This is a genomic window from Myxococcus hansupus (assembly GCF_000280925.3).
Classification (GTDB): Bacteria; Myxococcota; Myxococcia; order Myxococcales; family Myxococcaceae; genus Myxococcus; species Myxococcus hansupus.
In genome coordinates, this window is the sequence record NZ_CP012109.1 from 5,725,032 (window position 1) to 5,748,408 (window position 23,377).

The 23,377-nt window shown below is 68.7% G+C and carries 30 protein-coding genes; 4 read left to right on the forward strand and 26 right to left on the reverse strand.

Features of this window, described 5'->3' with window-relative positions; genetic code table 11:
* Positions 1 to 28: 28 nt before the first annotated feature.
* On the forward strand, positions 29 to 826 hold the full coding sequence (locus A176_RS22110; RefSeq protein ID WP_002638961.1) for a carboxypeptidase-like regulatory domain-containing protein: 798 nt from the start codon (positions 29 to 31) through the stop codon (positions 824 to 826).
* Between the two features lie 54 nt (positions 827 to 880).
* Here A176_RS22110 and A176_RS22115 read toward each other — a convergent pair whose 3' ends face one another.
* On the reverse strand, positions 881 to 1,351 hold the full coding sequence (locus A176_RS22115; RefSeq protein WP_044890033.1) for a tetratricopeptide repeat protein: 471 nt from the start codon (positions 1,349 to 1,351) through the stop codon (positions 881 to 883).
* 255 nt (positions 1,352 to 1,606) lie between these two features.
* On the opposite strand from A176_RS22115, the gene A176_RS22120 reads away from it, so the two are divergent.
* Complete coding sequence (locus A176_RS22120; protein WP_002640925.1) at positions 1,607 to 1,831, forward strand: hypothetical protein; 225 nt, start codon at positions 1,607 to 1,609, stop codon at positions 1,829 to 1,831.
* 268 nt (positions 1,832 to 2,099) lie between these two features.
* On the opposite strand, the gene A176_RS22125 is transcribed toward A176_RS22120, so the two are convergent.
* Entirely contained in the window at positions 2,100 to 2,609 is a 510-nt protein-coding gene (locus A176_RS22125; protein ID WP_002640920.1) for a tetratricopeptide repeat protein, read from the reverse strand.
* Between the two features lie 59 nt (positions 2,610 to 2,668).
* Positions 2,669 to 3,832: a DUF1521 domain-containing protein gene (locus tag A176_RS22130; RefSeq protein WP_002640921.1), complete on the reverse strand. Its 1,164-nt coding sequence runs from the start codon at positions 3,830 to 3,832 to the stop codon at positions 2,669 to 2,671.
* A 277-nt stretch (positions 3,833 to 4,109) separates the two neighbouring features.
* Between A176_RS22130 and A176_RS22135 the strand changes: the two genes are divergently transcribed.
* Positions 4,110 to 4,334 carry a hypothetical protein gene (locus A176_RS22135; protein ID WP_002640925.1) on the forward strand — a complete coding sequence of 75 codons (225 nt, stop codon included), beginning with the start codon at positions 4,110 to 4,112 and terminating at the stop codon, positions 4,332 to 4,334.
* Positions 4,335 to 4,614: 280 nt separating this feature from the next.
* Here the strand turns inward: A176_RS22135 and A176_RS22140 are convergent, their stop codons facing one another.
* The 23 genes from A176_RS22140 to A176_RS22250 form a co-directional block, all read right to left on the reverse strand.
* Entirely contained in the window at positions 4,615 to 4,995 is a 381-nt protein-coding gene (locus A176_RS22140) for a hypothetical protein (RefSeq protein ID WP_002637054.1), read from the reverse strand.
* A gap of 98 nt (positions 4,996 to 5,093) precedes the next feature.
* Positions 5,094 to 5,675 carry a hypothetical protein gene (locus tag A176_RS22145; RefSeq protein WP_002637055.1) on the reverse strand — a complete coding sequence of 194 codons (582 nt, stop codon included), beginning with the start codon at positions 5,673 to 5,675 and terminating at the stop codon, positions 5,094 to 5,096.
* A 91-nt stretch (positions 5,676 to 5,766) separates the two neighbouring features.
* Positions 5,767 to 6,243 carry a SycD/LcrH family type III secretion system chaperone gene (locus A176_RS22150; RefSeq protein WP_002637056.1) on the reverse strand — a complete coding sequence of 159 codons (477 nt, stop codon included), beginning with the start codon at positions 6,241 to 6,243 and terminating at the stop codon, positions 5,767 to 5,769.
* A 4-nt stretch (positions 6,244 to 6,247) separates the two neighbouring features.
* Positions 6,248 to 6,727, reverse strand: coding sequence for a hypothetical protein (locus tag A176_RS22155; RefSeq protein WP_002637057.1), 480 nt, complete (start codon positions 6,725 to 6,727; stop codon positions 6,248 to 6,250).
* A gap of 47 nt (positions 6,728 to 6,774) precedes the next feature.
* Entirely contained in the window at positions 6,775 to 7,059 is a 285-nt protein-coding gene (locus A176_RS22160) for an EscU/YscU/HrcU family type III secretion system export apparatus switch protein (protein ID WP_002637058.1), read from the reverse strand.
* Between the two features lie 43 nt (positions 7,060 to 7,102).
* Entirely contained in the window at positions 7,103 to 8,182 is a 1,080-nt protein-coding gene (sctU, locus tag A176_RS22165; protein WP_002637059.1) for a type III secretion system export apparatus subunit SctU, read from the reverse strand.
* Between the two features lie 22 nt (positions 8,183 to 8,204).
* Positions 8,205 to 9,023 carry a flagellar biosynthetic protein FliR gene (locus A176_RS22170; protein WP_002637060.1) on the reverse strand — a complete coding sequence of 273 codons (819 nt, stop codon included), beginning with the start codon at positions 9,021 to 9,023 and terminating at the stop codon, positions 8,205 to 8,207.
* A complete protein-coding gene (fliQ, locus tag A176_RS22175) occupies positions 9,020 to 9,283 on the reverse strand; it encodes a flagellar biosynthesis protein FliQ (protein WP_002637061.1) in 264 nt (87 codons plus the stop codon). The genes A176_RS22170 and fliQ overlap by 4 nt, the downstream gene beginning before the upstream one ends.
* Before the next feature lie 10 nt (positions 9,284 to 9,293).
* Positions 9,294 to 10,109, reverse strand: a complete 816-nt coding sequence (sctR, locus tag A176_RS22180; RefSeq protein WP_226993957.1) for a type III secretion system export apparatus subunit SctR — start codon at positions 10,107 to 10,109, stop codon at positions 9,294 to 9,296.
* A 20-nt stretch (positions 10,110 to 10,129) separates the two neighbouring features.
* On the reverse strand, positions 10,130 to 10,654 hold the full coding sequence (locus A176_RS22185; RefSeq protein ID WP_002637063.1) for a flagellar biosynthetic protein FliO: 525 nt from the start codon (positions 10,652 to 10,654) through the stop codon (positions 10,130 to 10,132).
* Positions 10,655 to 11,255: 601 nt separating this feature from the next.
* Positions 11,256 to 12,656, reverse strand: coding sequence for a type III secretion system cytoplasmic ring protein SctQ (sctQ, locus tag A176_RS22190; protein WP_002637064.1), 1,401 nt, complete (start codon positions 12,654 to 12,656; stop codon positions 11,256 to 11,258).
* Entirely contained in the window at positions 12,653 to 13,567 is a 915-nt protein-coding gene (locus A176_RS22195) for a flagellar hook-length control protein FliK (RefSeq protein ID WP_021781496.1), read from the reverse strand. The genes sctQ and A176_RS22195 overlap by 4 nt, the downstream gene beginning before the upstream one ends.
* A gap of 33 nt (positions 13,568 to 13,600) precedes the next feature.
* Positions 13,601 to 14,089, reverse strand: coding sequence for a flagellar assembly protein FliH (locus A176_RS22200; protein ID WP_002637066.1), 489 nt, complete (start codon positions 14,087 to 14,089; stop codon positions 13,601 to 13,603).
* Positions 14,090 to 14,140: 51 nt separating this feature from the next.
* Positions 14,141 to 15,454: a type III secretion system ATPase SctN gene (sctN, locus tag A176_RS22205; RefSeq protein ID WP_002637067.1), complete on the reverse strand. Its 1,314-nt coding sequence runs from the start codon at positions 15,452 to 15,454 to the stop codon at positions 14,141 to 14,143.
* Positions 15,455 to 15,478: 24 nt separating this feature from the next.
* Positions 15,479 to 16,156, reverse strand: coding sequence for a FliH/SctL family protein (locus A176_RS22210; protein WP_002637068.1), 678 nt, complete (start codon positions 16,154 to 16,156; stop codon positions 15,479 to 15,481).
* Positions 16,157 to 16,180: 24 nt separating this feature from the next.
* Complete coding sequence (locus A176_RS22215; protein WP_002637069.1) at positions 16,181 to 18,337, reverse strand: hypothetical protein; 2,157 nt, start codon at positions 18,335 to 18,337, stop codon at positions 16,181 to 16,183.
* Positions 18,338 to 18,410: 73 nt separating this feature from the next.
* Positions 18,411 to 19,226, reverse strand: a complete 816-nt coding sequence (locus tag A176_RS22220; RefSeq protein ID WP_002637070.1) for a type III secretion protein — start codon at positions 19,224 to 19,226, stop codon at positions 18,411 to 18,413.
* Between the two features lie 116 nt (positions 19,227 to 19,342).
* On the reverse strand, positions 19,343 to 19,888 hold the full coding sequence (locus A176_RS22225) for an ATP-dependent helicase HrpB (RefSeq protein ID WP_226993958.1): 546 nt from the start codon (positions 19,886 to 19,888) through the stop codon (positions 19,343 to 19,345).
* Entirely contained in the window at positions 19,782 to 20,618 is an 837-nt protein-coding gene (locus tag A176_RS22230) for a sigma-70 family RNA polymerase sigma factor (RefSeq protein WP_002637072.1), read from the reverse strand. Before A176_RS22230 ends, A176_RS22225 begins: the two co-directional genes overlap by 107 nt.
* Positions 20,619 to 20,625: 7 nt before the next feature.
* Positions 20,626 to 21,021 (reverse strand): hypothetical protein, encoded by a 396-nt coding sequence (locus A176_RS22235; RefSeq protein WP_002637073.1) that lies wholly within the window; start codon positions 21,019 to 21,021, stop codon positions 20,626 to 20,628.
* Positions 21,022 to 21,037: 16 nt separating this feature from the next.
* Positions 21,038 to 21,469, reverse strand: coding sequence for a tetratricopeptide repeat protein (locus A176_RS22240; protein ID WP_002637074.1), 432 nt, complete (start codon positions 21,467 to 21,469; stop codon positions 21,038 to 21,040).
* A 27-nt stretch (positions 21,470 to 21,496) separates the two neighbouring features.
* The gene (locus tag A176_RS22245) at positions 21,497 to 22,063 is read right to left on the reverse strand and encodes a hypothetical protein (RefSeq protein ID WP_002637075.1); all 567 of its coding nucleotides are present in this window, start codon (positions 22,061 to 22,063) and stop codon (positions 21,497 to 21,499) included.
* A 138-nt stretch (positions 22,064 to 22,201) separates the two neighbouring features.
* Entirely contained in the window at positions 22,202 to 22,477 is a 276-nt protein-coding gene (locus tag A176_RS22250) for a hypothetical protein (protein WP_002637076.1), read from the reverse strand.
* A 266-nt stretch (positions 22,478 to 22,743) separates the two neighbouring features.
* Here A176_RS22250 and A176_RS22255 point away from each other — a divergent pair, with 266 nt between their 5' ends.
* Positions 22,744 to 23,364, forward strand: coding sequence for a hypothetical protein (locus A176_RS22255; RefSeq protein WP_002637078.1), 621 nt, complete (start codon positions 22,744 to 22,746; stop codon positions 23,362 to 23,364).
* The last annotated feature ends 13 nt before the right edge of the window (positions 23,365 to 23,377 follow it).

Sequence of the window (23,377 nt, forward strand, 5' to 3'; positions counted from 1 at the left end):
AGGCCACGCGAAACCTGGGGAGAACACGATGCGACTGAAGAGTGCCGTGGGCAGGGGGCTTCCGTTGATGCTGTTGGGCGCGGCCCTGGCCTGTTCCGCCTGTTCGGACAATGGCTCCAACCCGCCGGGGCCCTCCGGGAACGGTGAGAAGAACGTCGTCAAGGGCAAGGCCGTGGACGCCGCGGGACGGCCCCTGGCCGGGGTGGAAGTCGTGGCGGACAACCAGGTCCTCTACAACTCCGACGTGGTGGGCGTGACCGGCGCGGACGGCACCTACCGGCTGGAGCTGGGCCAGGCGGCGGCGACCTGGAACGCCAGCGCGCGGCTCAAGCGCGACATCAATGGCCGCAGCTTCACCTTTGAACTGCACCCCTTCAACGCCAGCCCCTTCGCGGGGAACGAGGGCGCCGTTCGGGACTTCACCTGGCGGCTCACGGGCGCCAGGCCCGAAGGCGGCGTCTACGGGAGCGGCGTCTTCTTCCGGCTCGCGGACTACGTGGACCCGGCGGACCCGGACCAGGCGCTTCAGGACGAGCACGTCGAGCTGACGCTCACCCCGGTGGGGCCGCTGGCGGACGGCAGCACGGGGAGCCCCACGACGGGACGCGGTGCCTCAACGGGGGACGGCTTCGGCATGCCGGACGTGGCGATTGCGCGCTACACGGTGACGGGCCGCTACGCCCCGCCGGGACAGGCGGTCCGCCCCCTGCTCGTACGCGTCCAGGGGGGTGACACCTATACCGAATCCGTCACGGCGGACTTCAGGCCCGTCATTGAAGGCGGAGACGGCCCGTACCGCATGGACGTGGAGCTGAAGTTCCCCTGAGCGGAGCCCAGGGTTTCGGGCCCGGGCCTCGACAGGCCCGGCCCGCCTCGGCGGTTACGCCGCGCCGTCGCTTCCGGACTCGGAGGCCGGGGACTCCTCGGCGCTCTCCAGCGCGGCGGCGGCCAGCATCCGGGCACGGGCGCTGAGCGGGTCCTGCCCTTCCGGGTCCAGGCCCACCGCGTGATTGAAGTCCCGGGCCGCCTCGTGGACCTTGCCCAGGCGCAGGTGGACTTCCCCGCGGTTGACGAAGGGCGTGAGGTCGCTGGGGTCCAGTTCAATGGCGCGGTTGAAATAGGACTCGGCCAGATCCAGGTCCTCCAGCGCCAGATGGCAGGCGCCGAGCGCCGTCTGGAAGTAGGCCTCGGTGGGGTCCATGGCCGCCAGGGACTGGAACAAGGTCAGCGACTCACGGAAGCGGCCGTCCTGGAAGAGGTTGAAGCCTTCGGTGGCCCGTTCGAGCATCTCGGGGCCGGACAGAGGCTTCACGTCGTCGTTGGTCACCGATGCCTTGGATTCAGTCGTCATCTGCACACATCCCTCACGAGGGCGGGAGGACGGCCCCGGAGCCGGTAGGGCAAGCGGCTCCGGGCGCCGGGAGCTTAGACTGTTATCGGCTTTTCCACCAAAACGGTGCGCGCCTTTGGCGGTGATCTTGGGGCTTCCGGCGGGAAAAAATGGATCAGAAAATGGGCAGGAAACTTTCGCCCCCCATTCCCCCATAATCCTTTTGTAAGCAGCGCCGCCGCAAACCACCCGCTTCCCAAACTTCTGGAGAACGCCATGACCACCGCCACCACCGCCGCCGCCGCCGCCACGAAGGCCCTCGGAGCCAGCCAGGGTCTCTCCGCCCTCGAGCAGAAGTCCCTCTCCGGCCTGACCGGTCCGGACCGTGAGCGCGCCGAGGCGCAGCTCATGCTCCAGAAGCAGCAGGAGGCCACCGCCTTCGTTGCCAACCTGATGAAGAAGCTCAACGAGATCGCGATGTCCGTCATCGGCAAGATCTAATCCTTGCCGTAGCACCGCGGTTCTCGGAGCCGGCCTCCCTCTTGGGATGCCGGCTCCTTGCTTTTTGCGGGCTCGAGGATGCCTCGACGGGGCCATCGGCCCCCGGCGTCCCCTGCCCCGCCCCGGAATCGCCCAGGCCCCCTTTCGTGCCGGGTTTCCGGCCACCCCGGATGCGACCTTCGGAAACGACTCGGCCCGAGCCGCGCGTGGTGTCGCGATGCCCGGGCCGGTTGTGTGCGGAGGACCTGACTGGAACAGCGGCCGGAAACTACCGGCCCTTCTTCACCTGATCCGCCTGCTGCTTCAGGGTGCGCAGCGTCGCGTGGGCCCGCTGGGTGGCGCGGCGCTGGAGACCCGGGTCGCGCTGGATGGCCTTGCTCAGGTCCGCGAGCGCTTCGGGGACATTGCCCCGGCGCAGGTGGACTTCCCCTCGCCCCACCAGCGCATCCACGTGGCCGTCATTGAACTGGAGCGCGAGCTGGAACGACTCGAACGCCTCGTCGAAACGCTCCAGGGTCATGTACGCGGCACCGAGCTGCGCATGGAACACGGCATCCGTGGGCGACGCCGCCACCAGGCCCTGGAAGATTTGAAGGGCCTGCTGGGAGCTGCCGGCCTGGAGGAGCTGGTACCCCTTGTCCGCCCAGGCATAGAGCTGCTCTTGGGAGAGCTTGAGGAACTGCCCCAGGAAGATTTCGCCGCGAATCACCGCCTCGGCGAGTTGTTCGGGGACGACGACCTTCTCAGCCTGACCCTTGTTGGGGACGGAGTCGCTCACGGCAACCTCGAGTGGGGCCAGGCGGTGAACCCCCTGGCCCGGTGGGGTGCGTCCCGCGCTCAGAACGACTGGGGGCCGCGGAAGCGGACCATATCATTCAGCTTGGACAGCTTCTCCAGGGTCCCGAACATGTCACCCAGGGCCTTGAAGGACTGGGTCAGCGCCGAGCGGTGCTGGTTCTTGTCGTACGCGCCGAACAGGTCGTCCTTCTTGCTGAAGGGGTTGAAGCCGTTGGCGTTGGTGTTCTTGAGCTGGTCGAACACCTTGCTGATGGAGTCGAACGTCTCGTTCAGCTTGTTCAGCTCGGGCTTGCCACTGCTCATGTCCCAGGGCAGCGGCTTCACCTGGGGCAGGCTGGTGTTCATGTCCCAGTTCTGGGCCGCCTCGCCCGCCACCGGGTTGTCCGCCGCCGCCGTGTAGTTGAACGCCATGGCGTGTCCCTCGGTGATGACGGCCTCACCGACCTTGTGGATTTCGCCGCCGTTCTCGTGGCCGACAATCTCCTTGCCGTTGAACGTCCAGTCAGCGGCGTTCTTCCCCATGTTGAAGACGTCCACGTTCTGCTTCGAGTGGAACCGGACCACCTCGTCCATGCCCTTGTCGTGGGAGACCTGGCCGACCTTGCCCTTGCCCTTGTCGATGTCCGTCACGCGCACGTGGCTGTCGCCGTAGACGATGTCCAACTGCGCCGACACCGTCATGCCGTTGCCCCAGGGCGCGCAGGTGCAGTTGATCCGGGTGCCGTCGCCCAGCACGAACGAGGTGTCGCGCTTGAAGTCCCACTTGCCGCCGTCGCTCTCATCGACGTGCGGATCACCCCAGACGCGGGTGTTCTTGCCGTCCGGGCCCGTCACGCGCCACTCGAACTGGCCCAACTGCTCAATGGTGTAGCCGCCCGGGGTGGTGATCTTCCCGCCGTCGTCCACCTTCAGGGAGTGGGCGTCGCGCACGGAGTCCAGGGGGTTGGGGCGCTCGGACGGGAAGGCCGGGCTGGTGCCGGACGTCCCCGCCTGCTTCGTGGGGGCCGCCTGGGACATCTGATCCAGCGCCTTGCCCGCGACGTTGACCGCCTTCCCCGCGAGATCCACCGCCTTTTCGACCAGATTCAGCGTCGACTCGATCAACTGCGCGTTGCGAGCGATGGTCGAGGTGTTGACGTTGCCCGCGCTCTGCGCCGTGGTGAGCTGCCGATTGCCGCCAACTCCGCCGATTCCGTTCGACATATGGGGGTGCTCCCTAGGGAGGGGGAAATGTTCGATGCTGCTTCACCTTGATTTTCGGAGGGGCCCGCCTGGGAGTTTCGCCCTCCCGTGTCACATTTCCCCAGAGGGGAGGCAGGGAGGCGGATCACCTGGGCGGCCCGCGGGGGCCCCCCTCTTGCCAGGGCGGGAAAAAGAATCGGAAAATCCCGAGGAAACTTTCACCCCCCGTTCCCCCATAATCCTTTTGTAAGCAGCGCCGCCGCAAACCACCCGCTTCCCAAAACTTCTGGAGAACGCCATGACCACCGCCACCACCGCCGCCGCCGCCGCCACGAAGGCCCTCGGAGCCAGCCAGGGTCTCTCCGCCCTCGAGCAGAAGTCCCTCTCCGGCCTGACCGGTCCGGACCGTGAGCGCGCCGAGGCGCAGCTCATGCTCCAGAAGCAGCAGGAGGCCACCGCCTTCGTTGCCAACCTGATGAAGAAGCTCAACGAGATCGCGATGTCCGTCATCGGCAAGATCTAATCCTTGCCGTAGCACCGCGGTTCTCGGAGCCGGCCTCCCTCTTGGGATGCCGGCTCCTTGCTTTTTGCGGGCTCGAGGATGCCTCCGCGGGGCCATGGGTCCCCGGCGTCCCCTGCCCCTCTTGCGGCTCACTTCGGACCTTCCGCCAATGTCGCCCGGAAGCACCGCCAGGCGCCGCCCTCGCTCGAGCCCCCGCAAAGCAAAACCGCCGCCCCGGTCCAAGACCCGGGCGGCGGTTGCGTGAACACGTGAGCGGGAGTGCCGCTCCGTCAGGCGCGAACTACTCGCCCCACATGTCCTTGAGGAGCTCCTTGCGGCGGCTCATCAACTTCCCGAAGAAGTTGTCGTCCCGCATCTTCTGGAACATGGCGTTCGTCTCGTGCTTCTTCGTCGCGGACTCGGCCTGGGTCTTCACCTCGTCGGCGGTGGCGTTCGGGTTGGACTGGATGAACGCCTCCATGTCCCCCTGGACCTTCTGCTTCACCGTGTTGATCCGGCCCTCGCCAAGGTACTTGGTGCTGCCCTTGATCTCCGGGTCGTTCATCTGGTTCACGGCGGAGTCCAGCACACCCTGCCAGGCCTGCGTCTGCTGCTGGGGGGTCGTCGCCGACTTGCGCGCGGAACCGTTCGCGGGTGCGTTGTTCGCAATCTTGGTGGTCATGGGGACTGCTCCTCGGAAGAAAAGTACGTCTCGAAGGAGTTATCTGCCGTCCCGGGCCTGGAGTTGCGTCATTCCAGGCCCAGGATGACTGCCGCGAACTAGCCCTTGAGCTTGCCCAGGCTGGGGTTCTTCATCCAAGCCTTGAAGGACTCCAGGTCCTTCTGCTCGGCCTTCACGTCCGGCGGGGACGCCGGCGGCGGCGGCACGTCACCGGTCAGCGACGCGTGCTTCTTGCTGGACGTCTCGAAGGCGTCCTTGCCACCGCCCGGACCGGCGGGGGCCTTGGCCGCGGGGGCCGGAGCCGCCGTGGCGGCGGGCGCGGGGGCGGCGGCCTCGTCCGCGGCGAAGCCACGGGCGTTCAGGTACGCCTGCATCCACTCCACGGACTCCACGAGGACGGGCGGCATGTTGGCCAGCGCCGGCGTCTTCGTCGCCTCGTTCAGGTGACGGGAAAAGGCGTCCTTCACGTCCTGGTACAACTGGAAGTTGAGGGACGCGCCCGGCTTGGTGTTGGAGAGCAGCGAGGACATCTTCCGCATCACCTGCTGCAGCGTGCCCTGGGCGGACTTCGCCTGGTTCTCGAGCTCGGTGATGAGCCGCTCGCGCTTGCCGGTCAGCTCGGCGGGAGCTTCCGGGGGCATCTGGGCGGGCACGCGCGGATCAGGATTCGGGTTCGACATGTCAACGACCTCCCTGACGACGAAGAATTGAGCGGCGGCAGCCTACCAGACTCCCTGGAAGATCAGTCCATTCCGGAAGTGAAATCAGGGCTCACCGGCGGCTCAGGGCGGAAATCATGGCCGCCGCCTTGCGCACCACGGGGTCGTCCACCGGCTGCATGGCCGCCGCCCGTCGCAAATCCTCCACGGCCTGGGGCTTCTGGCCCAGGGCGAGCTTCACCTCGGCGCGACCCACGTACACGGAGGGGTCGTGCGGGGCCAGCTTGGCGGCCACGTCGAAGGCGGCCAGCGCCCCCTGCCCGTTTCCGGCGGCCATCTCCACCACGCCCAGCGCCTTGGCGAAGTAGGCGTCCGTCGGGTTGACGGCATACAGGCCCTGGAAGAGCGTGCGCGCCTCGTTCACCCGGCCCTGGTAGAAGAAGAAATAGGCCGTCTTGGCGATGGCGTAGAGCTCGTCGTCCGAATAGCCACGCACTTCCCGCAGCGTGGCCTTGCCGTCCGCCCAACGCTGGAGCAGCGCATCCAGCTTCGCCTCGTCCTTCGGATCCTCGGGGTCCAGCACGGGCATGACGCTAGTAACCCTCGTCCTTCTGCGCGTCCCACATGCGCCGGATGATCTCCTTCGTCTCCTCGTTCACCTGATCCACCAGCGACAGCATGGCGGACTCGCGGTGCAGCAGCGCCTTGAGCCGCTCGAGCCGGTCCGGGGCCGCCTTCACCTTGCCCAGGCCCCGCTCCATCATCCGACGCTGGTCCTCGTCACCACGGCCGGCCACGCTGGACAGGTGGGGCCGGTCGCTGAAGCCCTCCAGGTCCGACTCGTGCCCGCCGGGGTGCGGGGGCAGCGGCAGGCGGAGTTCCTCCGAGGAGTGCGCCGGCCCGATGAAGTCCAGCAGCGCCGCGGACGCGAGCGCCGGGTTCTTCGGGTTGCCCGTCTTGCGGAGCTTCTTCCGGTCGATTTGCGCCGGGTCGACGAGCCGCTCACGGACGCTGCGGGGACCGCCCCAGGGCCACAGGGACGTATTCGGAGGCGGATTGTTGATTCTGGCCATGGTGATACCGAACCTCACTCCAGATGGGTGGGGGACGTCCAGCCCCCCTAGCGCCGGTTGGCGGCGGCCGCCTGCTCGCGCTGCAGCTCGTAGACGAAGTTGAGGACCTCGGCGACGGCGTCGTACAGCTCCTCGGGAACCTCATGGCCCACCTCCACCCGGTAGAGGGCGTTGGCCAGGTTCACGTTCCGCATCAGCGGGATGTTGTGCTCGCGGGCAATCTCGCGAATCTTCTCCGCCTTGAGCCGCATGCCCTTGGCCACCACGCGCGGGGCACCGTCCTTCTCCTTGTCGTACTTCAACGCGATGGCGATTTCGGCGTCGTCACTCATGAGCAGCCCCGCTGTCCCTGCATGATAGCCGCACCCGGCCCCGTCACGCGCGGCCCTCCGGGGCCGGCTGGCCGCTCTTCAAGCCGTAGACGAAGTTGAGGACCTCGGCGACCGCGTCGTACAGCTCCTCCGGCACCTCGTGCCCCACCTCCACCCGAAGCAGGGCGTGGGCCAGGGGCACGTTGCGCAGCGTGGGCACGTCCTGCTCGCGGGCAATGGCCTTGATGCGCTCGGCCTTGAAGTCGATGCCCCGGGCGAGCACGCGCGGCGCGCCGTCCTTCTCCCGGTCGTACTTGAGGGCCACCGCCACGTGGTCCGGGTTGGTGACGATGACGTCCGCCTCGCGCACGGCCTCCATCTGCGCACCCTCCATGATTTCCTGGTGGAGTTCCTTGCGCTTGGCCTTGTGGTGCGGATCGCCCTCGCTCTGCTTGTACTCCTTCTTGACCTCCTCCTTGGTCATCATCATGTCCTTCATGAAGGACTTGCGCTGCCACCAGACGTCGAAGACGCCGAAGAGGACGAACAGCAGCGCCACGCGCGTGGCCACGCGCGTCACCAGCTCCCCCATGATGGTCATGATGGAGCGCGTGTCCTGCCGGACCGTCTCCACCACCAGGGGCATGGCGTCCCGCACCACGCCGTAGACGACGTAGGCGGTGACGGAGATTTTGATGAGGTTCTTCAGCAGTTCAACAATGGCCTTCTTGTTGAACAGGTTCTTCATGCCCTGGATGGGGTTGAGCTTCTCCATCTTCGGCATCAGCGGATCCATGGTGAAGAGCGTCCCCACCTGGAGGTACTCCATCAATCCGCCCACGATGGCGCAGCCCGCAAGGACCGGCAGCGACACCAGCAGCACCGCGCGCAGGCCCAGGTAGAGCAACTGCCCGGTGGCCACCGCCAGGCTCTCCGGGTGCGCCAACTGGTCGAAGGAGAACATGAAGAGCGAGGTCAGCTCCGTCTCCAGCATGTCCCAACTGAACTTGACCGCGGCCAGGCCCACCAGCAGCACGCCCACGCCGCTCAGGTCCTTGCTCTTCCAGACCTGCCCCTTCTTGCGTGAGTCATCCAGCTTCTTCTGGGATGGCTCCTCTGTTTTTTCTCCGCTCTCGTCCGACATGGCGTGTCCGGGATGAAGCGGCTCAGGAGAGCAGCCGAATGGTCACGTTGAGCGTCCGCAGCATCTGGACCATCTCCCCCTGCAAGCGATCCATCAGAGAGCCCAGCACCAGGAAGATGAGGAGCACGCTCACCAGGGGTTTGACGGACATCGAAATGAAGAACACCTGGATTTGCGGTGCCACGCGGTTGATGGCGCCCAGCGCCACGTCGGTGAGGAAGGTGGCCAGCATGCCCGGTGCCGCCAGCGCCAGGCTCACCTTGAGCAGGTTCGCGAACACGCGGATCATCAGGTCGAAGAAGGGCCACGGGCCGCTGTTGAAGTTGGGGAAGCCGTCCAGCGGGATCGCCACCAGGCTGTCCGCCAGCGCCTGGATGATGACGTGGTGCCCATCCAGCGTGAGGAACAGCACCACCGTGAGCTGGACCTTGAAGCTGGAGAAGAGCGTCACCTGCTGTCCGAGCTGCGGCACGTACAACTGCGCGTTGTTGCTGCCGGCCATGGTGTCCACCAGGTTGCCGGCCACACGCGCCGCCTCGAAGAGCGTGTTGACCACGAAGGCCATGGTGAAGCCGATGAATATCTCCTTCGCCATCAGCGCGATGTACGGCATCGCGCTCAGGGGAATGGCCGTCACCGAGCCCGCGATGATGGGATAGAGCACGATGGAGAGCGTCAGCCCGATACCCATCTTCAGCTCGGTGGGGACCACCTCACCGCCCAGGAAGGGGCTGAAGATGAGCAGGGGCATCACCCGGCACATCACCAGCGCCACCGTGAAGATGACGGCCGAGACGTTGGCCCGGGTGCCCAGCTCTGCCACGAGGTCCGCGACGTTCATTTGATGAGCGCGGGGAACCTGTCGAACACGTGGAACGTGAAGCGCACCAACTGGCTGCCAATCCACGGGCCCGCCAGCGCCAGCACGCCGAAGACGGCGACGACCTTCGGCGCGAAGGTGAGCGTCTGCTCCTGAATCTGCGTGGTGGCCTGGAACAGCGAGATGATGAATCCCACCAGCAGGCTCATCAGCACCGGCGGCGCCGACGCGACGAGCACCAGGAACAGGGCCTCCTGGGTGATGAACGTAAGCTGATTCATGGAGCCCTCTTTACAGGTAGCCGACGACCAGGCCCTTGGCGATGAGATACCAACCGTCCACGAGCACGAACAGGAGCAGCTTGAACGGCATGGAGATGGTGGTGGGCGACAGCATGTGCATGCCCAGCGCCAACAGGATGTTGGCCACCACCATGTCGATGACGATGAACGGGACGAAGAGCAGGAAGCCTATCTGGAAGGCCTCCTTCAGCTCCGACACCACGAAGGCCGGGATGATGACCATGAAGTCATTGTTCTCCACGGCGTCGCGGTCCTCGCCCTTGCGCAGCTTCTTGGCGAGGTTGAAGAAGAGCGCCCGGTCCTTGGTGGTCACCTTCTTGATGAGCCACTCGCGCAGCGGCTCCTTGGACTTGCTGGCCGCGCCGAGCATGGACCCCACCGTCTCCGAGGAGAAGACGCCGGGCCCCTTCGACCAGATGTCCACGCCGGCCGCGCGGTACATCTGCTGGCCCACGGGGGCCATGATGTAGACGGTGAGGATGACCGCCAGGCCGGTGATGACCTGGGTGGGCGGAATCTGCTGCGTGCCCAGCGCCGAGCGGACGATGGAGAGCACCACCGAAATCTTCACGAAGCTGGTCGCCATCATCAGCGCGAAGGGCACCAGGCCCATGGCCGCCAGCGCCAGGATGAGGATGAGCGGGCGCGAGGCGAACGAGTCGCTGTTGACGGCCTCGTTGACCACCGAGTCCGGGATGGCCGCGCCCCCGCGCTTCTGCGCGAGCGCCGTGAAGGGATGCGCGGCGACCGCGGCCGCGAACAGCCAGGGCGCGACGCGCGGGAGACGGGAACGGTCTGGGGACAAGATGTTCTCGGGCACGGTCGTCAGGAGCCGGGCGGCTGGGAAGGCGAGCCACCGCTGCGGCGAGAGAGGAGCTTCTGGAGGAATGGGCTCAGTGGAACTGCGTTCGTCTGCGGGCGCTGCGCGCGAATGCGCTCCACCGCCTCCACATCCAGCTTCGACAACAGTTGCAAACCGCCCTCGCCGCCGCCCACCAGCAGGTATTCGTCCGCGGCCTTCACCACGAAGAGGCTGCGGCGTTGGTCCAGGGGGAGCCGCTCCACCACGGACACCAGCGGCTGTCGGCCCATGGCCGAGCCCTGGAGCCCCATCAGCTTGCGCAGGCCCACGTTCAACGTGAGGTAGATGGAGGCCACCACCACGCCCAGCACCAGCAGCGTGCGGGCCAGCAGCCAGCCCAGGTTCTCGGGCTCCTCGGCTTCCGCCAGCGCATCCGCCGCGCCATCCCCCCAGGCCTGCGCCTGGCGCTTCGCCGCCGTGGCCGACAGCTCCGCGTCCAGCGCGCGGTCCGCCTCCAGCAGCGCCGCGTCCGAAGGGGCCGGCTTCATCGGTGCGGGCTCCGACGCGGCGGATGGCGCAGCGACAGACGGCACCTCCCCCGTCGTCGAAGGCATAGTGGCCGGCTGGGCCTCCTGAGCCACGGGAGCGGAACTCCCCGAGGCGGCAGCGGCCGGTGCGGCCTTCTGCTGAGCCGTGACAGGGGGGGCGCTCCCCGAAGAAGCAGCAGCCGGTGCGGCCGTCCGCGGAACCGTGACAGCGGGGGCGCTCCCCGAGGCGGCAGCGGCCGGTACGGCCTTCTGCGGAGCCGTGACAGCAGTGGCACTCCCCGCAGAGGCAGCGGCCGGTGCGGCCTTCTGCTGAGCCGTAGCGGCGGGCGCCGACGGCGCGACCGCGGAGGGCGCCTCGACCTTCACCGAGGGTGCGACCGGCGCGGGCACGGCCTGAGCCTGGGCGGCAACGGGCGTGGACGGAGCCTGGGCCTTGGCGGCGGCCGGCGCGAACACCAGCGCGGCGCCCAGCAACAAACGCATGAGGGGGGGACGGAGGACTGCCATGACTGGGCGCGAGGCTAGTTCATCGGCCGGAGGACCGCCACGGCCCCCCGCCTGGCCGGCCACTCCTGCCTGCTTGCTTCACCTCGCCTGGGGCTCACCCCGCCAGGGTGATGATGCGCACGCCGAGCTGGCCTTCCACCTCCACCAGCTCCCCGCGGGCCACCACCTTGCCATTGACGGACAGCTCCACTGGCTCCCCAGGACCGCGGTTGAGCTCGAGGACCTGCCCCGCGCGCAGCCCCACCACCTGCTGCGCGGTAACGGGCACCCGCGCCAGTTCCACGGCGATCTGCAGGGGCACGTCTCCGAGCAGGTCGCTTCCGTCCGGCTTGCTCACATCGTCCAAGGCCGCCCCTTCCAGTTCCGGAGGAACATCCAGCTCCGGGTTCGTGAAGTCCTCTTCTTCATCCGCGGGCTCCGAGCCGCCCTCGGCCACCGACCCGGGATGGCCCGGCTCGCCGGGGATGATGTCCGTGATGCGGGCCCGGTAGCGCCCGTCCGCACCCACGAACACCTCCGCCTCCGCGCGCCCCGCCGTCCCCTTCCCCATCCGCAACTGCGCCGTGCCCGTCTCGCCCTTGTCCGGCCGCGCCGTGAGCGCGTCCACCAGGAGCACGTCCTTCACCCGCAGGCTCGCCAGGTCCTGGCCGGAAATCTCCGCGGAGCCAATCTCCGCGCGCAGGAAACCGCGCACCGCCGACAGACGGCTCGCGAAGGCCTCCAGGTCCGCCTTCCCCCGGGCCCGCCGCTGCGCGCTCTCCACCGCCGGCTCCGCCGCGTCCAGCACCGCCGCGGGCACCACCAGCCGCACCATGCCGCTGTGCGAGCCCAGCGTCGCGTGGAGGTGGACCGCCAGCATGGGGCCGTCATCGCCCAGCCGCGCGGAGACCTCGTCCACGCCGCGCGCCACGCCGTCCAGCCGGGGACGCGGCACCGCCGGTTGCAGCCCCGGCACGAGCAGCTTGAGTCCCTCGAGGACGACGTACGCCATCACGCCCTCCTCGATGTCCGTCAGCGGGCGCAGGCCCACCGTCTCACCCGCGCCGCCCAGCAGCAGGTCCACCGCCACGTGCGCCAGCGACAGCTCCACCTCGAGCACCGCCCGGCCCTGGAGCGCCCCCGGCGCCAGCACCGCCAGGAAGGTCGGGTCGCCCAGGAAGCGCCGCAGCTCCGCCATGGGCCGCACCTGCACGGACTCCAGCGTCAGGCTCACGTCGGCGTCGAACAGCTCCTTGAGCCGCGCCGCCACCGCGGTCGCCGTGCCCTGGGCGGGCGTCAGCCAGCGCAGCCGCTCCGCGAGCAGGCCCTGCGCCCGAGACACCTTCTCCAGGTTCTGGAAGACGAAGGGCCGCCAGGTCCGCTCCTGCGGAGCCGAAGGCGCCTGCTCCTCTGGGGGCTCCTGAGACTCCGGACGCGAGGGCCGAAGCTGGCGCAGGTCCACCAGCATCGTGCGCTCATGGACGCCCGGTCCATCATCCTCGGACTCCAGACTCATGTCTTCGCCTCGAAGCGTACGTCTTCAAGCCGGAGCCCCCGGCCGCTGAGCGCCGAGCGCAGGCCCTCGCTGGCTTCTTCGAGCTGCTTGAGCACCTCGCGGTCGCTGCCGCTGAAGGTGGCGGAAATCTTCCCGTTGCGCGCGCTGACCTTGATGGACAGGCCCTTGAGCACGTCGCCGCGCAAATCAATCTGGAACTCCGCGTTGCCGGAGGCATTGGTGCCCACCCGGACGCGCTCCACGATTTTCTGCGCGATTTCACTGGCCATCGCCCGCAGGCGCTCCGAGCCCGCGGTGTCCTTGGGCTTGGCCACGGGCACCGGCGCCATCAGCGCGGGGTTGAACCGGAAGCCGGGAGCGATGGACTCCGAGCCGCCCTCCTTCTTGTCCTTGCCCCCACCGCTGCCCTTGCCCCCGCCCGCGTCGGCGTCCGCGCGGATGGCGGCGCCCCGCTCGGAGTTGACCTGACCCAGCGAGGACTCCGCCTTGCCCAGGTCCTTGTCGCGGCTGTCGGACGTCTTGCGCTCCTCGGTCCGCCGCGTATCCCGGGCGTCGGACGCGCGGGTGCCGCCCCGAGCCTCCGAGGCCTGCGCCTGCGCCATGCCCTGGGTCTGCGGCTGCGCCAGCGACTTCAGGCCGGGCTGCTGCTCTTGCTGCACCCGCTCACCGAACGTCTTGCCCTGCTGGGTGGCCCGGGCGAGCACCGCCCGCGCCAGGCCGCCCTGCTGCTGCTGGGGCGTCGTGGGCGGCGCCCCTGGCGACGGAGGAGGCTGCTGGGACTGCTGCATCAGCCGCTGGAAGGCGGAAGCCCCCTCCTGGCGCTTCTTGGCCTGGCCCTCGGCGAGCTTCTTCTCCTGGAGGAGGCGCTCGGCCATGCGCGCTGCATCGCGATCGTCGTCAACTCGGCTCATGACGTCATTCCAGGGGGATGAGGAGGCGGCAGGTTACTTGCGCTGGCGCGCCAGGAACAAGGCGTTGCCAATCTCCTCCTGGTTCAACTCCTCGCGCTGTTGGCGCTCGTACTTCACCTGCTTCTGCCAGTTCTCTCGGTGCTTCTCGATGGCCTTCAGCTCCTTGGCGGCATCGGCCATCTCCCGCCGGCGCTGCTCCACCAGGCGTTCGGCCACCTTGACGGCCTCCCGCTGGCGCTCCACCTCCAGCGCCACCTGCGCCTCCTCGTCCTTCAGGCGCTCCTCGAAGCGGTTCATCATGTTCATGCCGTTGATGCCGGCGCCCTTGAACATGACCTCCTTCAGGTAGGCGGCGACCTTCGCCTTGCGCTCGCGCTTGCGCTGCTCCAGGTCGTCGATGAGACGCTGGAGCTCCACCTTCTCCTTCTCCAACGCCTTGATGGCGGAGGAAAAGGCTTGCTCCGCCTCTTCCTTGGCCCGAGCGCGCATGTCCTGCAGGGCCTGCAACCGGTACGGGGGCATGGTGGCCCCATCCTACCCCGGAATCCCCGCCGCGCACCCCTGGCCCGCGCCTTACTCGTCGAACAGGGCGATGAGCTGCTCCACCGTCTCCTCGAACTCGGAGTTGGAGTGGGTGTCCTGCTTGAGGAAGTCGATGATGGCGTCGTACTTGTCGATGGCCTGATCCGTTCGGGGGTCCGTCCCGTACTGGTAGGCCCCCAGGAGGATGAGGTCGCGCTGCTTCTCGTACGTGGAGAGCAGCTCGCGCAGCCGTCCCGCCGCCTTCTTGTGGTCCTTGGAGACGATGCCGCTCATCACACGGCTGAGGCTGGCGAGCACGTCCATGGCCGGCCACTGGTTGCGCTCGCCCAGGGCACGGTTGAGGATGAAGTGGCCGTCGAGAATACCGCGGACCTCGTCGGCGATGGGCTCTTCCATGTCACCGCCAGCCACGAGGCAGGTGTAGATGGCGGTGCACTTGCCCTTCTCCGAGTTGCCCGTGCGCTCCAGGATGCGCGGCAGCATGGAGAACACGCTCGGCGGGTAACCCTGACGGGCCGGGGGCTCACCCACGGCGAGACCGATTTCACGCTGGGCACGCGCCAGACGCGTCACCGTGTCGAGCATGAAGAGCACGTTGCCACCGCGCTCGCGGAAGTACTCGGCGATGGCGGTGGCGACGTAGGCGGCGCGCAGACGCACGAGGCTGGGCTGGTCGGAGGTGGCGCACACCAGCACGGAGCGCTTCATGCCCTCCTCGCCCATGGCGTCCTCGATGAACTCGCGCACTTCGCGGCCACGTTCGCCGATGAGCGCCACCACGCAGAGGTCCGCTTTGGTGTTCCGGGCGATCTGCCCCATCAGCGTGGACTTGCCGACGCCGGAGCCGGCGAAGAGGCCCACGCGCTGGCCTTCGCCCACCGTGAGCAATCCGTCGATGCAGCGCACGCCCAGGGGCAGCGGCCGCTCGATGCGCTGACGGGTGAAGGGGTCCGGGCAGTCGCGGTCCACGGACCAGTCGATGAGCCCCTCGTCCGGCAAGGGGTGGCCGTCCATGGGCTCGCCGATGCCGTTGAGCACGCGCCCCAGGAGCGCCTCTCCGCACTTGATGCTCAGCGGCCTTCCGGTGGGGATGACCTCGCTGTCCGGACCGATGCCCTGCAGTTCGCCCAGGGGCATGAGCATCACCTCATCGCCCTGGAAGCCCACCACCTCCGCCCGCACCGCGCCGCGGGCGCGGCTCTTGATGAGCACCAGCTCGCCCACGCGGACGTTGGGCACGCTGGCCTTGATGATGAGGCCCGTCAGCTCCGTGACGCGGCCGCGCACGCGCACGACCTGGGCTTCCTTGATGAGGTCGAAGTACCGCGAGAGGTCAATGGCCATGGACGAGTCCCTCGAGGTTCCGGCCTAGGCCGGCCCTTCCTTGCGGGCGGTGTCCGGCAGCAGGATGTTCTGGAGCATCTCCAACTGCGTGGGGAGCTGGGCGTCCACCGTGCCGAACTCCGTCTGGACGACGCAGCCCACGGGGGCCACCTCGGGGTCTTCCTTGATGGCCACATCCACCGCGCGGCCGATGAGCTCCATCAACAGCGGCTTCTTCGCGCGGAGCACCGCGGCCGTCTTCGGATGCACCCGCAGAATCATGGAGCGGGCGCTGCGCAGGTTCTCGATGGCCGCCGCGCACAGCTCCACCATTAGCTCCGGGTCCTTCTCCAGGCTCCGGCCGATGATCTTCTCCGCCATCTTCAGCGACAGCGCGATGACGTCCTGCTCGTGGCCCGCGAGCACCTCGCCGGCCTGCATCTTCGCGCGGAGGATGATTTCCGTGGCCTGCGCCAGGCCTTCCTGCCGGCCCTGCTCACGCGTCTTGGCGAGCAGCTCCTCGCGCTCGCGCTGGGCCTCCGCCAGGATGCGCTCCTTCTCGCGCTGGGCTTCCTCCAGGATGGCCGAAGCGCCCTGCCGGGCCTCGAAGACCTCGGCGTTCATCACTCCCGCGCGAGGAGGCCGCAGGACGGGACGCTCGGGCGCATGCGCCACGGGCTCCGCCGCCGTCCCGTCACCTCTGATCACCTTGCCGATCGCCATGGGCCGCTCCTTGCGGTCCCGATGCTAGCGCGTTCCGCCCCGGGGTCCACGTCCCCCTTCGCCGGGAACCGCAGGACGGTCGGCCTCCGACGGAGAACGGGGCCGACGCTGCACGGCGGTGCCCTCGCCCCGGGGCTTGGGCATGGGCGCCAGGGAGGGCGAGGTGATGGCCCGGCCCGCGAGGACGCGGGGAGGACGCTCCGGCTCGACCGGCTCCGGGGCCCGGGTCCGCCCGCTCCCCTGGGTGCCAGACGAGCGCGAGCGGAACACGCGAGAGACTTCCGAATCCTCCCGGTCCGAGGCAGGCGCCTCCGCCTTGGGGCGGACGCGGGACTGCTCCTCGACGGGGCGCTGCTGCACGCGCGAGCCTTGCGCGACGCGGGACCGCTCGTCCGGGGAGGGCCGCTGCTGCACACGCGAGCCCTGAGCGACGCGAGAGCGCTCGTCCTGCGCCCCCGGCGTCACCCTCGAGCGCTCCTCCGGTGTCGACGAATGGACACGCGAGCCCTCCGCCACCCGGGAGCGCTCATCCTGCCCCTCGGCCACGCGGGACCGTTCGGCCACGCGCGACCGCTCATGCACCCGAGAGCCCTCGGCCACGCGGGAACGCTCGTCCTGCGCGCCCGGCGTCACCCGGGAGCGCTCTTCCGGAGCCCGCGCATGCACGCGAGAGCCCTCAGCGACCCGGGCGCGCTCCCGCTCAGACAGCGTGTCGGGGTCCTGCGGCCGGGGACGGGCACCGCGCTGGCCCAGCCGTGAGGGAGGCGGACCGATGCGCGCGCCCTCTGGATCCGCGCGCGGCGGCCGGGTCGTGGGTCCATCCGCGTCACGCCGGGCCACCGCGCCGCCGGGCGTCGCGGGCTCGCGGCGGGGCGGAACCCGGTGCACGGCCGAGCCCTCCTGCCGCTTCGCCGGAGTGGCCACGCGGGACGGCTCGCGCGAGGACACCACCCCCGCGCTGCGCGCCGCGCGCTCCGCCATGAAGTCGCGCCGGGCGGGCGCCGCTCCACCCGCACGGGCCGCGCCGGGCGCCTGCCCCCGGACGGGTGGCCGCGTGGGAACGTCGCGGGAAGCGTCGGGCTCGGGCGCGCCAGCCTTCGCGGGGACTCCCGCCGCGGCCTTTCCAGGCGCGCCCGCCACGGCCTTCGCGGGCGCCCCCGCGGCGGCGGCCGCCTTGCGCGCCCCGGGCGGAGGCGGCAACACCACGGACTGCCGGGGAGGCGGCGGCGTCGCCAGCCGCACCGGGCGCTCGATGAGCCCCCGCGTGGCCAGCCGCTCCAGGTCCATGACGATGTCCGTCCGGCCGCCGTCACCGCGCGCCGTGGGCCGCACGCGCTCCTCGCGCACCCACTTCGCCAGGAGGCTGCCGAACTCACCGCGGTACTTCTCCAGCATGCGCGCGGCGAACTCCGGAGACTGCGCCACGCACGCGCGCGCCAGTCGCTGCGCGCCCGCGCTGCGCATGGCGCCCGTGGGCCGGGTGAGCCCGTCGTGCAGCTCCAACTGCGCGCGGGCGTCGTCCTCGGACAGCTTGCGCGGGGCGTTGGCCGCCACGGCCTTGGTGGCCAGCAGCTTCAAGTCCGGCGGCAGCGGCTCCAGCATCGCCTCCCGGTCCGCGTCGGAGAGACCCGCCATGGCGGGGCCCAGCACGCGCGCGCCCAGCCGGTCACACATGGTCAGCAGCTCGCGCTGCTGCAACTGGAGCACGTCCGCGAACTTGAAGCCCGCGGCCTGCTGCCCGGCGACCTCGCGCGCGAGCAGCTCCTCCAGCTTCCACCGGACGATGTCCAGGACCTGCGGCCGCACCTCGCGGGTCAGCTTCACGCGGGGCGGCGGCAGGTGGGCCCGCACCGCCTCCGCCAGCGTGCCCGGCAACGCGCGCAGCACCACTTCCACCAGCGCGCCCCGCTCGCGTTGCAGCAGCGCGGCCAGCCGCTCCGGCTCCGCGCTCCAGAGCTGTCCGCGGCGGTCCTTCACCAGCCGCTTGATTTCCTGCACCAGCGCCGGGATGCGCTTCTCGCGCGGAATCTGCAGCAGCTCCTGCGCGCGATGACGCAGGAGCGCCCCCTCCTCTTCCGGGAGGTGCTCCAACGCACCGAGGCTCTCCTGGCCGCAGAACGTCACGGCCGTCAGGAGCAGCATGCTCTGGCGCTTGTTGAGCGAGGTGAAGAACGAGTCCAAACGTCACCTCGCGGGCCCCACGGACGCCCGCTGGGAGAAAGAAAGAAGGCCCCACCGTGAGGGGCCTGGGACGTCAGGCCTCCGGACGGCCGCGCGCGCGGCCTCCACCGCGGGCGGCTGGCGCGCTGGACGAGCCACCGCGCATGAAGGTCCACAGCGTCAGGCCCATCATCGCGAGGACGAGCACGAACGCGCCCGCGAACATGACCTTGAACTGGCTGGCGCTGGACGCCGTCATCCGCAGACCCAGCACGTCCTGGAGGCGGCTCTCCGAGTCCGTCTCCGCCGACGGCGGCAGCGCCTGCGTCATCAGCACCGTCACCGCGCTGGCCTTCAGCTCCGGCACCGCGGTGGCCGCGAACTGCTGCACCACGGCCGTGTCGATGGGCGGCTTGCCGCCCTCTCCCGGGCGGTACTTGATGAACACCGACGCGGACGGCATCGGCTTGTTCTCCGGCTGCGTCAGGTCGTTGTTCTCCGGAATCATCACGATGGCGCGCGCTTCCAGCACGCCGTCGATCTGATTGAGCGCGTTGGACACCTCGCCGCCCATCGCCTTGAGCAACATGGCGCGCTCTTCCGTCGCGGTGGGCACCATGCTGCCCTTGGCGAAGTGGGCCAGGCCCTTCTCCACCGGGCGCGGCAGCGAGTTGAGCTTGAGCAGCTCCGCCGCCTGCGCGGCATCCGCCTTGGGCACGGTGATCATGAACCGCACCTCGTTGCCGCCCTCCTCCTTCTCCTTCTTGGCGTTGATGCCGTTCTTGCTGAGCAGAACGTAGATTTCGTTGGCATCCGCCTCGCTCAGCGCGTGCTGGAGCTCGATGTGACAGCCCGTCAGGAAGAGGAGGGCAAGAAGCGGGGCGGCAAGCGCGTGCGGTCGGCGAATCATGGGCGGGTCGGAGCTTACTAGGCCCCCGAAAAACGCGGAAGGGCGCCCCCTCCCGCTTGCTCAGGGAGGGACCGCCCTTCGTCAGGACGCGCCGCCGGGGGCCCGGGTGGGAACGGCTACACCTGGGTCTTGACGACGTCCTTCAGGCCCGTGGTCGCCTTCTCCACGACCTTGCTCGTGAGGTCGAGCTGCTGCGTGTACTGGTACATGGAGGCCTGGAGCGACAGCAGCTCCGCGTTGGAGAACGCCTTGCCGCTGGAGGCCTGCTTGATGATGTGCTCCAGGTTGACCTGGCCCTTCTCCAGGTCGCCGACAATCTGCTGCATCATGTCGCCGGCCTTGGAGGACTTGGACGCCTCGGCCTTGGCCGTCACCGGCTCGGCCGCCTTGGTCGTCACCGACTCCTGGGCGCCGTTCACCTTGTTGAGGGCGGCCTTCTCCGTCTTGTTGACGGTCTCCACCTGACGCACGGAGTCCACGCGCTGCGCGGACTGGACCTGCTGCGTCTTGTTGACCTGCTGGGCCGCGTCCACCTGGCCCGCGCCCTGCGCCTTGTCAGCGAGAACTCCGTCGAACTTCGACGCGCCCTGCTTGTTCGTCTGCTGGGCGCCCTGATCCTGCAGCTTCTGCTGAGCGACCTGCGCCGCGGAGACTCCGGCCATCGGACCCGCCATGTGAGACCCTCCCTGTATCCATCGGAGAAGGAGGCAGCTCCTCCTCCTCGTTCAAGAGTTCCTTGAGCCGGTCGATTGCTCGCGCGTGCAGCCGCGACGCCCAGCTCTTCGACTGACCAATCTCCGCTCCCGCCTCTTCCAGCGTCCGTCCCTGGAAGTAGTACCCCAGCAGGAGCTTCCGCTCCTTCTCCGGGAGCTTCTCAATCGCCGCCCGCACCCGCGTCTTCAACTGCTCCTGCTCCATCCGGACGTCGACGGGGAGCGACTCGTCGGTGTAACCGGCGGAGTCCGCGCCTTCCATGCTGGTGGCGAAAACCATCGCCAGCCCCGTCACCGCGTCCGAGATGTCATTCACATCATCGGCAAATGAGCTCCCGCGGTTGCCTGCTCCGGACTCACGATCTGAAAGATTTCCCAGATACGCGGCCGCGCGCTCGCCCACATAGGCGTTGCGAGCATCGGAACCCCGCAGCACGCCCATCTTCCGCAAGCCGTCGAAGATGGCGCCCTTGATGCGGTAGTGCGCGAACGTGAGGAAGTTGGCCCCCACCTTCGGATCGAATCGCTCGGCGGCCTCGAGGAGCCCTATCTGGCCGTAGGCCAGCAGTTCGTCCAGCTCGAGCTGGGCGTTGAACTGCTTGCGCACGGTCGCCGCGAGCGACCGGACGTAGGGGCCGTACTTCTCGAGGATGACCTTCCTGTCGTCGCCCAGAGCCAAGCGCCGCTCACTCGGCCTTCGACCACAGCCGTTCGAGGACCTGATTCAGGCGCGGATCATCCTGGAGCGCGTCTGCAATCTTGTTGGTGAGGGCGGGAGACTTCATGCGGAGCTTCTCCTTCAGGACTTCGGCGACCAGGGCCTGCGTCGCCTCTTCCTTGCTCTTGAAGCCCCCGTTCTTCAGCTTGCGGGCAATGGCCACCGCCTGGGAGGCCACTGGATCCGCGGCCTGGGGGCCCTGGACGTTGCTGGAGCCTACCAGACCCGAGGGCCCGACAAGAGACTCCGCCCGGTCCACCTTGCCACCAAAGCTGGCGCCACCCGCCGGAGCCGCGCCGGCAGGGCCCTTGGCGCCACCCGCGCGGCCCTTCCCTCCGCCTCGTCCCACACCTCCGACAGCCATCGCCGTGACCTCCGTCCTACGACTTCGCTGGAGGCAGGACTCCCGCCTCCTTCGCCTGGATGAGCGACTGCGCCAGTCGGGCACCGTCCCCGTCCGGCTCCAGGTCCATGGCGGCCTTCAGCTCCTTGAGCGCCTCCGGAACCTTGCCCATGAACAACAGCGCCTCACCCGCGTGCGCCCGCGGAAGCGAGGACTGCGGGGCCAGGCGCTGCGCGACGCGGTAGGCCTGAAGGGCCTTGTCATGCCGGCCCTGCGAGAACTCCACCGCGCCCAGCGCCAACTGCGGCACTTCGCTGCGGGGCATCAGCGCGGCGGCCCCGGAGAAAATCTCCTTCGCCTTGTCGAAGTGGCCCATGTCGAGCCACAGGTAACCGGCCTCCAGCAGGACACGCGCCTGCTGCTTGCCGAGTGGAACGAGGCTGTTCGAAATCTCCGAGGTCTCCGCCATTCGCTTTCCCTGGGGCGACGCCCGCGGTTAGCGAACGTTGCCGATGGAGTTCTTGATCGTATCGTTGCGCGACTTCATCACGTTCGAGATCGCGGTGAAAGTCTGCGATTCCTGCTGGATGGCGGCCTGCAGGTTGAGGAGCTTGGAGTTCTCCTCGGCCATCTTGTTCAGCGAGAAATTGCCGTTGACCGTGTCCGTGGTGCTGCCGTTGCCCTGCGCACCCAGGCCCAGCGGCGAGCCGGAGCCGGCGACCGCGCCGCCACCCAGGCCACCACCGATACCGCCGCCAGCGGGCGCCACCGCGCCGCCCAGGGTGCCACCCACCGCGGTGTTCATCACGCCCGCGTACGGCGCGCCCATGCCCGAGCCACCCGTCGAGGAGAACGTGTGCATCGAGGAGACGGCGGCCGAGACGATCTGCCCACCCGGAACCATGCCGGCCATCGCGCCCACACCCGTGCCCACGGCGCTGGCAGCGCTGTTGAGGCCGTTGTGAAGCCGCGCGCCGAAACCGGTGTCCGGCGTCTGCCGCGCCGTCGTGACGTTGGTCGAGAGACGAACGTTCGGGCCCATCATGTTGTCGATCTTCGCCATTGCTTCCTCCAGGCGCTGCTTCCAGCGGAAAAGTCAGAGATCTTCGATGCTCAGGATGCTCTCACTTGCATTATCGACCGAGGGCGCCGCCGGTTGCCTATCCCCGGAAAAAAAGGACGCCTGGCCGCAAAACCACCGTCATTTCCGACCCTTGCCGCCCTTCGACTCCGCGATCAGCCGCTCGCGGGTCTCCACCAGCAGGCCCAGGAGCTCCTCGGCGCGGCCAATGGCGGCCTGGGCCTTCTTGCCCTGCTCCACCTTGGGGCCCTTGAGGTCGGTGAGGCCCGTCTTCACCGAGTCGAAGAAGCCGCGGACCTCTTCCACGGAGGCCGCCTCGAGCAGCGACTCGATGGCGGGAAACGAGGGCGCGGGGAGGTCCTGCGCGGTCGGGGACGGCTTGGCGGTGGGAGGCATTTCGGAGACGGTCTCCTGTCGGGCCCCCCGCCGGGCTGGCAGGTGGGCACTGGGGCCCTGAAGGTACGGGAAATGGCCAGCCACCTTCAAGGCGCTCCCCTCCCCGCTCGACGTGTGCAGGCCACGAACCACCGGCCGGAGAGCGAACGGGCATTCCAGCAGGGGGGGCAGCAAGCCCTGTCCGCTTCCACGACCGCACCTAGGTTTTCTCCAACGGAGGCCGTCGCCGCCTCCGCCCACTCACAACACGTCACAGGAGAAACCCCATGAAGAAGCTCGTCGGAGTCTTCGCGACCATCGCCATGCTCGGATCCGGTGCCGCACTGGCCAACAACGATGAGAACAAGCCGAATGACACCGCGGCCCAGGGCGGCTCGGGCCAGGTGGGTGACACCCAAATCCAGAGGGACACCACCACCATCCAGCGCGAAACGACCGTGCCCAGCGAGCCTGGACTGGGCGGCTCCGGCACCATGGGCCACCAGGCCGCCATGGGCCAGAAGGAGCTCAACGGCCGCGTCGTGAAGGCGGAGAGCGACAAGATCTTCGTCGACATGCAAGGCGCGGTGGTCCCGCTCGAAATCGACCGCGGCACCACGTTCAGCGACCCGACGCTGAAGAAGGCCAAGGACCTGCGCCCCGGCCAGGAGATTCGCGCCAGCTACGAGGTGAAGGACACCAAGAACGTCGCCAAGAGCATCTCGCTCTCCGGCACGGGCGGCGCGGGTGACGAGGCGCTGACGCCGGACTCGTCCATCAACCAGGACAACAACATGGGCGGCTCGGGGCTCGACACCAAGCACGATGACGGCACCGGCGGCGCGGGCCACAACGACGGCGCCAAGAATCCGGACACGGGCTCCAGCACCTCGCCCGACACCTTCTAGGTGAAGCGCCACA

Bases quoted from the DNA above. Each gene is read 5' to 3' on its own strand.
- A176_RS22110 (WP_002638961.1), top strand. From the start codon at position 29: ATGCGACTGAAGAGTGCCGTGGGCAGGGGGCTTCCGTTGATGCTGTTG.
- A176_RS22115 (WP_044890033.1), bottom strand. From the start codon at position 1,351: ATGACGACTGAATCCAAGGCATCGGTGACCAACGACGACGTGAAGCCT.
- A176_RS22120 (WP_002640925.1), top strand. From the start codon at position 1,607: ATGACCACCGCCACCACCGCCGCCGCCGCCGCCACGAAGGCCCTCGGA.
- A176_RS22130 (WP_002640921.1), bottom strand. From the start codon at position 3,832: ATGTCGAACGGAATCGGCGGAGTTGGCGGCAATCGGCAGCTCACCACG.
- A176_RS22135 (WP_002640925.1), top strand. From the start codon at position 4,110: ATGACCACCGCCACCACCGCCGCCGCCGCCGCCACGAAGGCCCTCGGA.
- A176_RS22140 (WP_002637054.1), bottom strand. From the start codon at position 4,995: ATGACCACCAAGATTGCGAACAACGCACCCGCGAACGGTTCCGCGCGC.
- A176_RS22145 (WP_002637055.1), bottom strand. From the start codon at position 5,675: ATGTCGAACCCGAATCCTGATCCGCGCGTGCCCGCCCAGATGCCCCCG.
- A176_RS22150 (WP_002637056.1), bottom strand. From the start codon at position 6,243: ATGCCCGTGCTGGACCCCGAGGATCCGAAGGACGAGGCGAAGCTGGAT.
- A176_RS22155 (WP_002637057.1), bottom strand. From the start codon at position 6,727: ATGGCCAGAATCAACAATCCGCCTCCGAATACGTCCCTGTGGCCCTGG.
- A176_RS22160 (WP_002637058.1), bottom strand. From the start codon at position 7,059: ATGAGTGACGACGCCGAAATCGCCATCGCGTTGAAGTACGACAAGGAG.
- sctU (WP_002637059.1), bottom strand. From the start codon at position 8,182: ATGTCGGACGAGAGCGGAGAAAAAACAGAGGAGCCATCCCAGAAGAAG.
- A176_RS22170 (WP_002637060.1), bottom strand. From the start codon at position 9,023: ATGAACGTCGCGGACCTCGTGGCAGAGCTGGGCACCCGGGCCAACGTC.
- fliQ (WP_002637061.1), bottom strand. From the start codon at position 9,283: ATGAATCAGCTTACGTTCATCACCCAGGAGGCCCTGTTCCTGGTGCTC.
- A176_RS22185 (WP_002637063.1), bottom strand. From the start codon at position 10,654: ATGAAGCCGGCCCCTTCGGACGCGGCGCTGCTGGAGGCGGACCGCGCG.
- sctQ (WP_002637064.1), bottom strand. From the start codon at position 12,656: ATGAGTCTGGAGTCCGAGGATGATGGACCGGGCGTCCATGAGCGCACG.
- A176_RS22195 (WP_021781496.1), bottom strand. From the start codon at position 13,567: ATGAGCCGAGTTGACGACGATCGCGATGCAGCGCGCATGGCCGAGCGC.
- A176_RS22200 (WP_002637066.1), bottom strand. From the start codon at position 14,089: ATGCCCCCGTACCGGTTGCAGGCCCTGCAGGACATGCGCGCTCGGGCC.
- sctN (WP_002637067.1), bottom strand. From the start codon at position 15,454: ATGGCCATTGACCTCTCGCGGTACTTCGACCTCATCAAGGAAGCCCAG.
- A176_RS22210 (WP_002637068.1), bottom strand. From the start codon at position 16,156: ATGGCGATCGGCAAGGTGATCAGAGGTGACGGGACGGCGGCGGAGCCC.
- A176_RS22220 (WP_002637070.1), bottom strand. From the start codon at position 19,226: ATGATTCGCCGACCGCACGCGCTTGCCGCCCCGCTTCTTGCCCTCCTC.
- A176_RS22225 (WP_226993958.1), bottom strand. From the start codon at position 19,888: ATGGCCGGAGTCTCCGCGGCGCAGGTCGCTCAGCAGAAGCTGCAGGAT.
- A176_RS22235 (WP_002637073.1), bottom strand. From the start codon at position 21,021: ATGGCTGTCGGAGGTGTGGGACGAGGCGGAGGGAAGGGCCGCGCGGGT.
- A176_RS22240 (WP_002637074.1), bottom strand. From the start codon at position 21,469: ATGGCGGAGACCTCGGAGATTTCGAACAGCCTCGTTCCACTCGGCAAG.
- A176_RS22245 (WP_002637075.1), bottom strand. From the start codon at position 22,063: ATGGCGAAGATCGACAACATGATGGGCCCGAACGTTCGTCTCTCGACC.
- A176_RS22250 (WP_002637076.1), bottom strand. From the start codon at position 22,477: ATGCCTCCCACCGCCAAGCCGTCCCCGACCGCGCAGGACCTCCCCGCG.
- A176_RS22255 (WP_002637078.1), top strand. From the start codon at position 22,744: ATGAAGAAGCTCGTCGGAGTCTTCGCGACCATCGCCATGCTCGGATCC.